The 13762-nt window shown below is 56.3% G+C and carries 8 protein-coding genes; 6 read left to right on the forward strand and 2 right to left on the reverse strand.

Going from position 1 to position 13762, the window contains the following annotated elements; translation table 11 throughout:
• Nucleotide 1 precedes the first annotated feature (1 nt).
• Nucleotides 2-4855, reverse strand: coding sequence for an NAD-glutamate dehydrogenase (locus LG323_RS14110; RefSeq protein WP_404417495.1), 4854 nt, complete (start codon nucleotides 4853-4855; stop codon nucleotides 2-4).
• A 178-nt stretch (nucleotides 4856-5033) separates the two neighbouring features.
• Between LG323_RS14110 and LG323_RS14115 the strand changes: the two genes are divergently transcribed.
• From LG323_RS14115 to LG323_RS14140, 6 genes are read left to right on the forward strand one after another with little or no spacing between them, the layout of a single operon-like run.
• Nucleotides 5034-5993 carry an AAA family ATPase gene (locus tag LG323_RS14115; RefSeq protein WP_404417498.1) on the forward strand — a complete coding sequence of 320 codons (960 nt, stop codon included), beginning with the start codon at nucleotides 5034-5036 and terminating at the stop codon, nucleotides 5991-5993.
• Nucleotides 5990-6910 carry a DUF58 domain-containing protein gene (locus LG323_RS14120; protein WP_404417501.1) on the forward strand — a complete coding sequence of 307 codons (921 nt, stop codon included), beginning with the start codon at nucleotides 5990-5992 and terminating at the stop codon, nucleotides 6908-6910. The genes LG323_RS14115 and LG323_RS14120 overlap by 4 nt, the downstream gene beginning before the upstream one ends.
• A gap of 34 nt (nucleotides 6911-6944) precedes the next feature.
• Nucleotides 6945-7430, forward strand: a complete 486-nt coding sequence (locus LG323_RS14125; protein WP_310697186.1) for a DUF4381 domain-containing protein — start codon at nucleotides 6945-6947, stop codon at nucleotides 7428-7430.
• Nucleotides 7409-8332: a VWA domain-containing protein gene (locus tag LG323_RS14130; RefSeq protein ID WP_404417504.1), complete on the forward strand. Its 924-nt coding sequence runs from the start codon at nucleotides 7409-7411 to the stop codon at nucleotides 8330-8332. Before LG323_RS14125 ends, LG323_RS14130 begins: the two co-directional genes overlap by 22 nt.
• Nucleotides 8325-9935 carry a hypothetical protein gene (locus LG323_RS14135; protein ID WP_404417507.1) on the forward strand — a complete coding sequence of 537 codons (1611 nt, stop codon included), beginning with the start codon at nucleotides 8325-8327 and terminating at the stop codon, nucleotides 9933-9935. The genes LG323_RS14130 and LG323_RS14135 overlap by 8 nt, the downstream gene beginning before the upstream one ends.
• Nucleotides 9932-11449, forward strand: a complete 1518-nt coding sequence (locus tag LG323_RS14140; RefSeq protein WP_404417510.1) for a hypothetical protein — start codon at nucleotides 9932-9934, stop codon at nucleotides 11447-11449. The genes LG323_RS14135 and LG323_RS14140 overlap by 4 nt, the downstream gene beginning before the upstream one ends.
• A gap of 3 nt (nucleotides 11450-11452) precedes the next feature.
• Here the strand turns inward: LG323_RS14140 and LG323_RS14145 are convergent, their stop codons facing one another.
• The gene (locus tag LG323_RS14145; protein WP_404417512.1) at nucleotides 11453-13711 is read right to left on the reverse strand and encodes a nitric-oxide reductase large subunit; all 2259 of its coding nucleotides are present in this window, start codon (nucleotides 13709-13711) and stop codon (nucleotides 11453-11455) included.
• Between the last annotated feature and the right edge of the window lie 51 nt (nucleotides 13712-13762).

Here is a 13762-nt window from a genome sequence, read left to right on the forward strand (position 1 = left end):
GCTACTCAGAGTCGTGGATACTCAGAACTGCCAGCTGGCGCATGGCGACAGCAAACAGCGGATAACCTACATTAGTGCCACCCCGGACCTCATGCAAGAGATTTTGCCAGCGTTCCACCTGCAGGGCATAGTGTTGCAGCCACTGCTCCATCCGGGCTTCGAGATCGCTGGAGCCTCCTTCCAGAGCCAACAGACTGACCGTCAACTGCCGGTGGCGATCATCCAGCTCATCCCGGTAGGCTTCCCTGGCCATGGCTTCCCAGCTGTCATGCACGGGCAGATCAACGATCTGTTGCTTCAACCAGGGCAACTGCAGCTGTTGGCCCAGCAGGAAGTAGGCTTCCGTCACCTGGGTCAGCGGCTGTTCGGTTTCCCTTTCCCCCTGAATGATATTCAAGGCCGAATAGAGGTGACCGATACCTGCCAGGCGCGATGCCAGTTCTTCAGGCACTCCATTGGCCGTCATCTGGTCACAGCGTACCTGCCAGGCTTGTTTTTCATCGCCGCTCAAGCGCTGGGCAATCTGCTCGGTGATCAACTGCACCTTGGGTGCAAAATAGTCGACTGCCTCTCTGGCGGTCAGACCGGCAAAGCGGTTGCGTACCAGCCAGCGGGTGGCCAGGCGCAACATGCGGGTCAGATCATGCATCAGTTGCAGTTGCAGACTGGCATCCACCTGGTGATCCAGGGATTCAATAGCACTCCAGAGGTTGACCAGGTCAAAGACATCCCTGGCCACTGCATAACCCCGCACTATGTCCGGCACACTCAAGGCAGCATTATCCTTGAGGCGGTGGACAAAGGTGATGCCCATGCGATCCACCAGTTCGTTGACCAGCATGGTGGTAATCAGCTCACGTTTGAGGCGGTGATTCTCCAGGGGCTGGGCATAACGTTCCAGAATCACACCAGGAAATGCCCGTTTCAGAGCCTGGCCCAACCAGGGGTCTTCAGGAACCTCTGATTCCAGCACTGAATTCTTGATGTCGGCCTTGGCATAAGCGAGAAGCACCGAGAGTTCCGGGCGGGTCAGCCCCTTGTGTTCGGCTTCACGATCCTGCAGTTCATCGTCGGAGGGCAAAAATTCCAGCTCTCTGTCCAGCTTGCCTTCCGCTTCCAGGGTATTGATCAGGCGGCGGTAGTGGCCCAGGCTTTTACGGCTGTCCAGGTCGGCAATGGCCAGAGCCTGGGCCTGGGTATAGTTGTCTTTCAGAACCAGGTCAGCCACTTCTTCGGTCATGTCTTCCAGCAGCTGATCGCGTTGCTTGCGGGTCAGGTCACCGGCCTGCATCACCTGCTGCAGAAGGATCTTGATGTTGACCTCATGGTCGGAACAGTTCACGCCACCGGCATTGTCGATAAAGTCCGTATTGAAGCGCACGCCGGAGAGGGCTGCCTCGATGCGACCTTTCTGGGTGAAGCCCAGATTGCCGCCTTCACCCACCACCCGGCAGCGCAACTGGTTACCATCAATGCGCAGGATGTCATTGGCCTTGTCACCGACCTCGGCATGAGTTTCATCCCTGCCTTTGACATAGGTGCCGATACCGCCATTCCAGATCAAATCAAGAGGAGCCTGCATCAAGGCATTGATCAGCTCGGCTGGAGTCATGCGTGTGGCCTGAATACCAAAGCGCTCCTGCATCTGGAATGTCAGAACGATGCTTTTGGCTTCCCGTGAGAAGATGCCACCGCCTTCGGAGATGAGTTCTTTTTTGAAGCTGTCCCAACCGGCTCTTTCCTTGAACATCCGCTGGCGCTCCTTGAAGCTGGCTGCGGCATCCGGGTTGGGGTCAATGAAGATGTGTTTGTGGTTGAAGGCGGCCACCAGGCAGATGTGTTCCGATAACAGCATGCCATTACCAAACACATCCCCGGCCATGTCGCCAATGCCCAGTACGGTGAATTCCTCTTTCTGGACATTGATACCCAGTTCGCGGAAGTGGCGCTGCACACTGACCCAGGCACCCCGGGCGGTAATGCCCATTTTCTTGTGGTCATAACCGGCACTGCCGCCGGAGGCAAAAGCATCCCCCAGCCAGAAGTCATAATCGGCAGAGATGCCGTTGGCAATGTCCGAGAAGGTGGCTGTGCCCTTGTCGGCGGCCACCACCAGATAGGAGTCGTCTTCATCCTGGCGTACAACCCGCTCAGGAGGCATAACCTGTCCCTGGTTGAGGTTGTCGGTGATGTCCAGAAGGCCGGAAATGAAGGTTTTATAGCAGGCAATGCCTTCGGCCTGAAAGGCTTCACGGTCACTGGCATCCGGCAGTTGTTTGCAGATAAAGCCGCCCTTGGCCCCCACTGGCACGATCACCGCATTCTTGACCTGCTGGGCCTTGACCAGCCCCAGGACTTCCGTGCGGAAATCCTCATGACGATCCGACCAGCGCAGGCCACCGCGGGCTACCTTGCCATAGCGCAGATGCACCCCTTCCACTCTGGGTGAATAGACAAAAATCTCAAAGCGCGGGCGGGGCTGGGGGATATCACTGATGGCACTGGGTTCCAGCTTGAAGCTGATGTAGGTTTTGGCATCACCGGCTGGCGTCCACTGGTAAAAGTTGCTGCGCAGGGTTGCGCTGATCAGCTCCATGTAGCGGCGCAGGATGCGGTCTTCACTGAGGCTGGCCACTTTTTCCAGGGCCTGGTCAAGCTGTTGCTGGCACTGGTTGCAGGCTGCCTCTGAGCGGGAGATATCAGGATTGAAGTGGAGATCGAAGAGGGTCACCAGCTTGCGGGTCAAGTCCGGGTGATTGACCAGAGTGGCGGCAATATAGTCCTGGGAAAAGGTTGAACCGATCTGTTTCATATAGCGGGCATAGCCGCGCAGCAGGGCAACCTCTCTCCAGCTCAGCCCGGCGGAGAGCACCAGGCGGTTAAAAGAATCACTTTCAGCCTGGCCCAGCCAGGTTTTCAGGAAGGCATCCTGGAAGATGTCTTTGACCTGGGTGAGATCCAGATTTTCCAGTCCCCTGATGGCAACATCCAGGGAAAAGTCATGCATCCAGCAGTTTTCATCACCACGGCGGATTTCATAGGGCCGCTCACCCAGCACCCGAAGCCCCAGGTTTTCCAGTACCGGCAGCACATCGGAAAGCAGGAGCGGCTCACCTTTCTGGAAGAGTTTGAAACGCAGCAGGTCGGCTTCCTCGACGGTGCGATAAAGGCTCAGGGCAATGGTTTTGTCTCCCTTGAGCATTTCAAAATGCTGGATGTCATTGACTGCATGGCGGGGACTGAAATCATCGCAATAGGCGGCTGAAAAACCATCCTTGTAAAAACGCATCAGTTGATTGGCTTGGTCTTCACCCAGGCTTTCGGTCAGGGCACTGTGCAGGGAGTCATTCCAGGAACGGGTGACCTGGATGACCCTTTGTTCAATTTCCCGGGCGTCGTATTGCACGCCTTCAGGCTGGCGGAAGCTGAGAATATACTGGGTGCGGCAGAGAATGGATTCTGAGAAGTAGGTGGTGAATTCAACAAAATCGGCATCCAGAGCCTCGCAGAGAACCTTCTGGGTTTTATGGCGGATATCCGTGCTGTAAATATCCCTGGGCATATAAACCAGCACCGAATAAAGCTGGCCGTAGCTGTCCTTGCGGATAAATACCCGCACCTTGCGTCTTTCACGGATATTGAAAATACCCAGAGTGGTTTTGGTCAGTTCATCAATGCCAATCTGGAAAAGGTCATCACGCGGATAGACATCCAGAATCTGCATCAGCTGGCGGCCATTATGGGCATCCATCTGCATGCCGGCACGCTTGATGACTGCCTTGACCTTCTGGCGCAGCACAGGAATGTCCCGCGGGGTCTGGATGTAAACGTTGGAGGTATAAAGCCCCATGAAACGCAGCTCGCCCTTGACCTGGCCCTGGGCATCAAAGGTCTTGATGCTGATGTAATCCGGGTGTGCCGGACGATGCACCCGCGCCTTCTGGGGAGCCTTGGCAAAACTCAAGAGGTCGGGAATCAGAATAAAGGGGTTGTCATGCAGGGCTGAACCGGGCACGCAGGTGCTTGCTGTTTGTTCATCACGCAGCAAGCCTAGGCCGGAGCCGTCAATCCGGCAGAGTTGGGTTTTGCCTTCCTTGTCCTGCAACTGGTATTCATCATAGCCCAGAAAGGTGAAGTGATCGGCCGTCAGCCACTCAAGGAATTCGGCGGCTTCTTCTATGTCATCCTTGTCGAGTCTTTTGCTCAGTTGCTCTTGCAGGTTTTTATCCTTCAGGGTCTGGCAGGCTTCCAGAGCTTTTTCACGCATGGGTGAAAAATCCACCACTGAAGTGTGCACTTCGGCAAGAATATCCAACAGGGTGGCCTGCAGATCCTGGATTTCTTCATTGCTCAAACAGTCAACCTCGATCAGGATCAGGGACTCTTCCTGCCCCTTGTCTGCATCCAGCGGCAATAACTGTTTGAGCTGACCCTTGCTGTTGCGCTCACTGCGCAGGATGGCATTGTGGATGGTGTGCAGGGTGAGATTGCGCTGATTGAGCTCCATGCGCATGGAGTCAACCAGGAACGGCATGTTGGGGTTGAGAAGCTGGATCAGGGTGTGGGGAGACTGCCAGCCATCTTTTTCGAAATCGGGATTGAAGATCTTGAGTTTGGGTTGGGTGCGTTTGTCTTTTTTCTGCAGTTCAAAATCCTGCAAAAAATTCCACAAGGAAACCGTGGTGCCATAAAAGGTTTCTTCCGGCCACATCGAAAGCTCATCAATAGCAGCGGTTTCGTAGAGACGCCTTGCAAAATCTATAACCTGTTCACAGGTTTGTTCCGGCAGGTGGCGAGACAGGGGCTCTCTAAGAGTACCAATCAGTTCCAGTAGGGCGGTTTGCATCTTTTGCATGGTGGCTCCAATCCTTATTGTTCTTGATGACAGCGACTCCCGCAACGTAAGTCGAGTCAGTGTCGTGTTATGCTATGTCCATCAAAACGCGTATTGCCTTTCCGAGCAAGACTTCATGCTGCCTTTGCATAGTGAATGCTGTTTAGGGAAGTGCTAAACACAGGATAGACCAGAGACGATGAGTGTCCACGCCCGTTTTTCCCAATTGCAACAACAGCTCAATGGTAAAGTAATTGGTCAGCAGAGTTTAGTACAACGTCTGCTGGTGGTTTTATTGGCGGATGGGCATCTTCTTGTGGAAGGTGCGCCCGGCCTGGCGAAAACCCGTGCCATTCAACAGCTGGCTGATCAACTGGCAGTCAGTTTTCAGCGCATCCAGTTTACACCGGATCTGCTGCCTGCTGATTTGACCGGAACCGAGATTTTCCGGCCCCAGACCGGAGATTTCAATTTCCACCCCGGCCCACTGTTCAATCAGTTTGTCCTGGCGGATGAAATCAACCGGGCACCGGCCAAGGTGCAGTCGGCACTTTTGGAGGCCATGTCGGAACGTCAGGTCAGTCTGGGTGGAGAAACCCGCAAACTGGATGAAGTGTTTCTGGTCATGGCGACTCAGAATCCGCTGGAACAGGAAGGCACCTATCCCTTGCCGGAGGCTCAGTTGGATCGTTTCCTGATGCATACCTGGGTGAGCTATCCGGGGCCGGAGGAAGAGCTGGCCATCATGCGCCTGGTGCGTGAGGAGGTGGCGGATCTGGAGACAGAAGCGGCCACTCAGTTATCCCGACAAGGGGTGATGGCGGCCCGGCGTCAGGTGATGCAGGTGCATCTGGCCGAACCTCTGGAGCGCTATATTGTGGATCTGGTACAGGCAACCCGTCGTCCCGGCCAATATGATCAGCAACTGGCCGGTTGGTTGCAATTGGGCGCCGGACCCCGAGCCAGTCTGGCACTGGATCGCTGTTCGCGTGCTCTGGCCTGGTTGCAGGGTCGCAAGGAAGTATTACCTGAAGACATACAGCAACTGGCACCGGATGTGCTTCGCCACCGTCTGCTGCTGAGTTTTGAAGCGGAAGCCGAAGGCATCAGTCGGGATGCCATTATTCAACGTCTTTTGAGTCTGGTTGCGGTGGCATGAATCCTGTGGAACCTGCCCTGGCGGTCAGCCTGAAAGAGCTTTATGGCTTGCGCGCACCGGCGTCTGCCGTCAGTCTGCAGCGACTGATGCGGGGCAGCCTGCCGGGTGCTGAAGGTCGGGTGATGAATCAGCCGGGGCGGGGTCTGGAATTTCGGGAAGTACGTTCCTACCAGCCCGGAGATGACCCGCGTTATATAGACTGGAAGGTGACTGCCCGACGCGGCCAGGCTTATACCCGGGTCTTTGAAGCCGAACACCAACGCCCGGTGGCTCTGTTTGTGGATCAGACCTCGGCATTGCAATTTGGCTCTCTGGCCAGCAAGGCAGTGATGGCTGCACGCCTGGCAGCCCTTCTGGGTTGGGCGGCTCTGGCTGACAAGGAAAAAGTGGGTGGCTGGATCGAAACGGATGAGGGCGGCTACTGGGAAAGCCCGGTTGCCGGACAGCCCCGTTTTTTACGCTGGCTGGCGCGCCTGGTGGATTGCAACCGGCAGTTGGAAGCAATCCGGCCACGGGTGCCGGGTCAACTGGATCGTGCTCTGGCTGCTTTTCGGCAAAGATTACCAGCCTCCAGCCTGGTGATTCTGATCAGTGATTTTCGCAGCTTTCAGGCGCAACAACTGATCAAACGCATGAGTCGCCAGTATGCCCTGCTGGCGATTCAACTCACCGACCCCCTGGATTATCAGTTGCCACAGCTGAACGCCCAAGTGGAAATGGATGGTGAGACGCAACCGCTGACCCAGGCTTTGCACCAGAGCTGGTCACAAAGCTTTGCTCAACAGCAACGGACATTGCGCCAGGCTCTGGGGCATCGCGGGCGCTTTTTGGAGCTTTCCACACAAGATGAAAAGCAGTTATTGGCGCGGCTGTTACCTGGATACAACAGGAAACTTTCTGCAAACAAGGTAAGATAATGCCCCTGGCAGGCCCTGGAATTGAAAACGAGCTATGAATCTTGAACAACTGAAACAACTCGCAGCACCTCTGATACCTTCTTATGCGCCCGATCAATGGCCCCCCGAACCCTGGGTTTGGAGTCTTCCGGCCGCTCTGGTTCTGGTGATCGCCCTGCTTTTGTGGTGGCGCTGGTACAAGCGTACCCGAACCCGCCGCTATGCCTACAAAGAACTGGAAGCGATTCAACAGCGTTATCAGGAAAGCCAGGACCCGCAACGTTATCTGTATGAACTGAACCTGCTGTTGCGGCGTATTGCCGTGCGCAACTTCCGGCGTGAAAAAGTGGCTTCCCTGACCGGTGAGGACTGGCTGGATTTTCTGGACTGGAGCCGTGGTCGCAGACGCAGTGAAGACCCGGGCTTTCGTGAAGGCAGCGGCCGGGTACTGGCCTGGGGCGCTTACAAAGCCGAGCCGGATAACTTTGATGCGGAAAGCCTGCAGCAGTTGGTCAAAACATGGATACGTCGGCAAACCTGATACTGGTCTGGCCCTGGGCACTGCTTCTACTGGCTTTGCCCTGGTTGGCCGGGCATCTGGCCAAGCGTCTGGGGCTGGCTTTTCGCCCCACAGCCGCTTTGAAATTACCCTTTTCGACAGCCACCTCCGCGCCTGAAAAATCTCTGTCCCGCTTGCGATCACTCAACCCCTGGTATTGGGTCTGGGTGCTCTTGGTGCTGGCGCTGGCCCGCCCGGAATGGCAGCAGCCGGAAATTGAGATTAAACAGCAAAGCCGTGAATTGCTGCTGGTGGTGGATGTCTCCGGCAGCATGCAGGAAATCATGGATGGGCGCACGCGTCTGGACCAGGTCAAACAGGTGGTTGAGGACTTTGTTCGCCGCCGCAGCCAGGACAAAATTGGCCTGGTGGTGTTTGGTGCCCAGGCTTATCTGTATGTCCCCAAAACCCTGGATCACCAACTGCTGCTGCAACAGCTCAATGGCATGCAGCCCAACATGGCCGGTCAGGGAACAGCGCTGGGTGATGCCCTGGGTGTGAGTATCAAAACCCTGCGCCAAGCTCAGGGTGAAGCGGCCATACTTCTGTTGACCGATGGGGCCAATAATGCCGGTTTGCTCAGCCCCGAAAAAGGATTGCAGATGGCCGCCACTGCCGGGATACGCACGCACCTGATCGTCGTCTCTCTTAATCCTGAAGCGGAAATGGCCGCCCAAGTCCGGGAAACCGGGGGCGAGGTTTTTTCCGCCTTCAATCGCCGTGAACTGGAAGGTGTTTATCAACAGCTGGATGATCTGGAACCGGCCACCCTGCTTCGGCGTTTCAGTCCGGCAGATCCGCTGGGCTACTGGCTGATCCTGGCTGCTCTGGGGCTGACTGCCTGGCTGCTGAGGTCTTCCCTCCGCCGGAGGCTTTATGTTTGAGGCCTTTGCGCGTCCCTGGTTGCTGCTTCTGGCCCCCTTTATTTATGGCTTGCTCAGGCTGGCCTTCCGTCAGTTGCAGGCCAGCAGCTGGCAGAACCATTTGCCTGCGAATCTGGCCCGACGATTACTGACCCATCAGGAGCAACAAGGCAGCTCTGCCCGCTGGCCCCTCTGGTCTCTGGCTGCCCTGGTGACCAGTTTCCTCAGCCTGGCCCTGGCGGGGGTCGGTTTCCCAATGCAACTGCAGGAAGCACAACGCCAACAACAGGAAGTGGTGATTATTCAGCGCCTGGCCCCCTCGGAAAGAGGTCAGGCTGAAGCGGTTCAGCATCTGGAAGCAGCCCAGCAGCTTTTAGTGCCTTTCTTGAATAACCGCCAACAAGGGCAAACCGCCCTGATCTTTTATGCGGGCAGCGCGCATCTGGCCAGCCCCATGACTTCGGATGCCGCAACCCTGCGGCAAATCATCAGTCTTGCCCACCCTTCAGTCATGCCCAAGCGCGGCGATCAACCCAGGGAAGCTCTGCAACTGGCCGCTCAGACCGGGCAGTTGGCAACCCAGTCCCGACCCTCTGGGAATCCACTCTACTGGCTGTGGCTGACCGATTCATTGCCACCCGCCGAAGAACTTCAGAACCTGCTGGAAGCCAAACCGGCGGCGGCAGAGTTGACGGTGATTCTAACGGCCACTTCAGGCATCAGGGAACAGGAGTCACGCCGGGTTGCTGACCTGCCGCTCAAGCTCCTGGCGGGTCAGGCCGCCAGCAACTATCTGGAAGCGCTCAACCAACCGGAAGGTGGAGCCGGAGTCAGTGAAGAATTGAGCAACCCGTATTTTCAGGAAGTTGGACACTGGTTGTTGATTCCTGCTGTTCTGCTTCTGCTCTGGCAGTATCTGGGCCAGCCCTGGCCTGCCGCCGGACGTCGTCAAGGGGCCTGGCTACTGCCGGGGCTGCTTGCCCCCTGGCTGTTTTTGAACAGCCCTTTGGCTCAGGCTCTGGATTGGCAAAACCCGGACTACCAGGCCTGGCAAGCCCTGAACAGGCAGCAACCCGAGCGGGTTCTGGAAATGACCACTCTGCCCAGATTGCTGGCCGCAGCCCAGTTTCAATTGGGTGATTACCAGCAGGCCGCTCGAGCCTATGAACTGGCTTTGCAAACCCCGCCAGAAGACCCTCAGAAACTTCTGGATCTGCAATTCAATGCCGGAACCGCCTGGCTGTTTGCTGGAGACTACAAGCAGGCACTGGTGCTTTTTGATCAGGTCAAAGAGCAGCAGCCACAACGTGAAGACAACTGCAGGAACCGTATGCTGGCGCTCAGGCTTCAGCAGGAAGAGCCGCTGCCAGCGGAAGAAGAACTTTTGCAGGCCTGTGGTTCGGCTTCTCAGCAACAACAGGAACAGCAGCAACAACAGGAGCAGGCACCCCAGAGTAACCAGCCCGAGGAACAACCTGCCTGGCAGCCCAAAGCAAAACCCGAGTGTAGCGACTGTTTGCCTTTGACTCCCGAACAGGAACAAACCCTGGATCAACTGGAAGAAGACCCCTGGCGTTTGTTGCGTAATCGCTTTCAGTACGAATTGAGAGAGAGGGATTCATGAAGTGGCTGCTGGCTGCAGTCCTGTATCTGTTGTTGGTGAGCCCGGCAACAGCCGTGCTGATGACGCTGGATCAGCCCCGGATTACCGCAGGGGAAAAGCTGAAGATCCTGGTGGAAGCCCGCACCAGCCAGGCCACCGAACCCGAACTGGAATGGCCAGCTCAGTGGGAAGAACATCTGCAGCTTCTGGAAAAAGACCATCAGGCCGAAGCTCTGCCCAGAGGCGACTACCAACACCGCTGGTTTCTGACCTGGCAACACCGTGATGCCCAAAGCCGCTCACGCGAGTTGAGCCTGCCTCCCTTGAGAGTCAATGGCCGATCAGCTCAGCGTCTGCAACTGCAGATCAGCGCCAATCCTGACCCGGAGCCGGCTCAGCCCAGCAGGCGTTTAAGCGCTCCCCTGGAAGTCGATCATCAGGTTGAGCGCCAGGAAGTCTACCTGGGTGAATCCCTGCTTTATCAACTCACCATTCGTTATCAGGGTTACCCCCGAGACCCACGCCTGAGTCCTCTGGAGGTGCAAGGGGGTTATTCACGCAGCCTGGGTGATGGGCATGAGGAGGGCTTCAATCAGCGCGGTGTACACTGGCAGGAAGCCCGCTGGCGTGAAATTGTGCAAATCAACCAGCTGCAAGCCGGAATTCAGCCGCGTTACTTCAGCACCCGACTGGATCGCTCCGATCAGACGGGAGGGGAGCGCCATGAAGCCGAGGCTCCGGCCATCGACTTCAAGGTTTTGCCGATCCCCGAAGCCTGGCCGGAAGAGACCCCCTGGTTGCCGGCCCTGGGGGTTAGCTTGGAAGCAACCTGGCAGGGAAATACCGCCAACCTGGTTCCTGGTCAACCTGTGGAGTTACTGGTTGAGCTGACTGCTGTGGGTCAGCAAGCCCGCAGCCTGCCGCGCTTCCAACCGGAAGACCTGCCCGGTGTGCGTATCGAGCCTCTGGCTGAACACACCCGTGATCGAGTGATTGATGGATATTTGGCCGGTCGTTTGACCCAAAGGCTGCTGGTTTATCCCTTGCAAGCGGGGCCATTGGTATTGCCGCCTCTCAAGGTTTACTGGTGGGATACGGACAGGAAACGTTTGCAGAACAGTGAAATCAGCCCTCCCAGGCTCAGTATAAAACCCGGCCAAGCCCAGCTTGAACGCCGGGAGCAGCAAGCATCCCCACCAACCGAAGCCACGCCTCCCCCTGACTGGGGACGAATTCTGGTGGGTTTGCTGACGGGGCTGTTGCTTGTGTTGCTGGCCTGTACGGGCTGGTGGTTGCTGCGCCAACGCCCGGCATCACGCCTCAGGCGTTACCTGAAAGAAGGCCCGGAATACTGGTCTCACCGGGAGCTTCTGGAGCTGAAAAAGGATTGGTCTTTAACGGAGGAAGGGATGGAACCCTTGTTGATTCAGGCAGCGGCAGGAAGGCGCATCAGTCGCAAGGAGCTGCTGCGCTATTTGTTGTCGAGGTCGAAGAAAGCTGAAAAAGGGGCGGCTTTGCCGCCCCTGAATCCCTGAAGATCAGGCTCCTGAGTTCTCTTTTTCGGATTTTGCCAATACCCCTTTGACGATCTGCCAGGTCACGGCCAGAGCGCCGACGATAAAGATTACATCCCCAAAGGTGCGTATCCAGCGCAGGGCATGCAGAAGATCCTGCTGCATAAAGGCTTCACTGCGCGCATACCAGAGACCTTCGGTGGCACTGGCATAGAACTGGATAAAGCCAATGGGCAATAGGCTGGTGAAGAGCATCAGCAACAGCCCGATGTTCAGCCACCAGAAAGCGGTTTTCATCAAGCGCTCACTGAATACCAGATCAGGACGCAGATACCTCAGTATCAATAGGCAAAAGCCCAGCGCCAAGAAACCATACACACCAAACAAAGCGGCATGGGCATGCGTGGGTGTGGTGTTCAGACCCTGAATGTAATAAAGGGCAATGGGTGGGTTGATCATAAAACCAAACACCCCGGCACCCAACAGATTCCAGAAGGCCACGGCTACAAAAAACAGCAGGGGCCATTTCAGGCGCTGCATCCAGGCTGCTTTTTCCTGCAGACGCCAGTTGTGCCAGGCTTCATAACCCAGAACCACCAGCGGAACCACTTCCAGGGCACTGAAGGTGGCACCCACCGCCATTACAGGAGTTGTGGTACCAGCAAAATACAGATGGTGGAAAGTGCCGGGAATGCCCCCGATCAGAAACAGGCAAGCCGAAGCCAGACTGGCAGCGGTGGCCGTGATGCGATTGACCAGCCCCAGGTTATAGAAGATAAAGGCCAGGGATACCGTGGCAAAGACTTCAAAAAAGCCTTCCACCCAGAGGTGAACAACCCACCAGCGCCAGTATTCCATGACGGACAGGTGGCTGCGCTCGCCATAGAAAAGACCAGCACCATAGAAGAGGCCCACGGCCACGACTGAAGCCAGGAAAAGGGCGAGCAGATTCTTGTCACCTTCCGCCTTGAAAGCAGGCAACATGGCTCTCAGCATCAGACCTAGCCAGAGCAGAATGCCGATGAACTTGAGAATTTGCCAGAAGCGGCCCAGATCCAGATACTCATAGCCCTGGTGACCTAGCCAGAAACTCAGCTCAGGAGGCAGCTTCTGGGCAATCGCCAGCCAGTTGCCGATGAAGGTACCCGCGGTTACCAACACTAAAGCCCAGAAAAGAAGATCGACACCCAGTTTCTGGAATTTGGGGTCTTTACCGCCATTGATGATGGGAGCCAGAAACAGACCCGCCGCCAGAAAAGCCGTGGCTATCCAGAACATGGCCGCCTGCAGGTGCCAGGTTCTGACCAGGGTATAGGGGAACCATTCTGTGGTATTGAGACCGTAAAAGCCTTCCCCTTCCACAGTATAGTGAGCCGTGAAACCACCCAGAAATACCTGTAGGGTGAAAAGAGCCACCACCACCAGCAGATACTTGCCCAAAGATTTCTGGGAAGGCGTCAACTTGACCAGACTCAAGGGGTCCTGTTCCGGTGTCTGAGGATCTTCCTCTTCATTTTTGCGCAAAAACGCCCAGCCCCAGATCAGAAAACCCACACCTGCAATCAACAGAATGACACTGATCACCGACCAGATCAGGTTTTCTGCCGTGGGTTTGTTATCAATCAAAGGCTCATGCGGCCAGTTGTTGGTGTAGGTGACATCACTGTCCGGGCGATTGGTCGCTGCGGCCCAGGCCGTCCAGAAGAAAAACTCGGTCATCGCCTCCCGCCGGGTTTCGGAGGGCAGAGTCAGGTTCTTCATGGCATAGTTGGCACGGGTGGAAGCCAGCTCGGGATCATCCCCGAAAAGACGCATATAATAATCAGCCGTGTGCTGAATGGCCTGATAGCGGCGATCACTCAGCGTCAGGGTTGAGGTTTCGGCATTATAGGTATTGCTGCGATAGGCTTCCTTCAGGTCGTATTCCAGACCGTTTTGCTGGCGCTTGTTCAGCTCATCATAGGCGCGCCCGTATTCATCCTGGGCCGCCAGATCCAGCCAGGCCAGCAATTCACGATGCAGCCAATCGGCTGACCAGTCCGGTGCCTGGTAAGCGCCATGACCCCAGATGGAACCCAGCTGCATACCACCGACGGACTGCCAGGCAGTCTGACCGTCCAGAATGGAATCGCGTGTCATGATTGTTCCCGCTTGCGGGGTAACAACCTGCTCCGGCAAGGGCGGTGCCTTGCGGTAAACCTCCCGGCCAAAAAAGCCGAGCAGTGCAAAGGTGACCAGTAAAATACCAATCAAAAGCCACCAAAGTTTTTTGTATTGGGCCATGAAAAATCTCCTTGGCTTCAACAGGGTGGGTATGGAAAGTGCAACACTCGC

This window comes from Marinospirillum sp. (genome assembly GCF_044810985.1).
GTDB lineage: Bacteria > Pseudomonadota > Gammaproteobacteria > Pseudomonadales > Halomonadaceae > Marinospirillum.

Bases quoted from the DNA above. Each gene is read 5' to 3' on its own strand.
- LG323_RS14140 (WP_404417510.1), top strand. From the start codon at position 9,932: ATGAAGTGGCTGCTGGCTGCAGTCCTGTATCTGTTGTTGGTGAGCCCG.
- LG323_RS14125 (WP_310697186.1), top strand. From the start codon at position 6,945: ATGAATCTTGAACAACTGAAACAACTCGCAGCACCTCTGATACCTTCT.
- LG323_RS14120 (WP_404417501.1), top strand. From the start codon at position 5,990: ATGAATCCTGTGGAACCTGCCCTGGCGGTCAGCCTGAAAGAGCTTTAT.
- LG323_RS14135 (WP_404417507.1), top strand. From the start codon at position 8,325: ATGTTTGAGGCCTTTGCGCGTCCCTGGTTGCTGCTTCTGGCCCCCTTT.
- LG323_RS14145 (WP_404417512.1), bottom strand. From the start codon at position 13,711: ATGGCCCAATACAAAAAACTTTGGTGGCTTTTGATTGGTATTTTACTG.
- LG323_RS14130 (WP_404417504.1), top strand. From the start codon at position 7,409: ATGGATACGTCGGCAAACCTGATACTGGTCTGGCCCTGGGCACTGCTT.
- LG323_RS14110 (WP_404417495.1), bottom strand. From the start codon at position 4,855: ATGCAAAAGATGCAAACCGCCCTACTGGAACTGATTGGTACTCTTAGA.
- LG323_RS14115 (WP_404417498.1), top strand. From the start codon at position 5,034: ATGAGTGTCCACGCCCGTTTTTCCCAATTGCAACAACAGCTCAATGGT.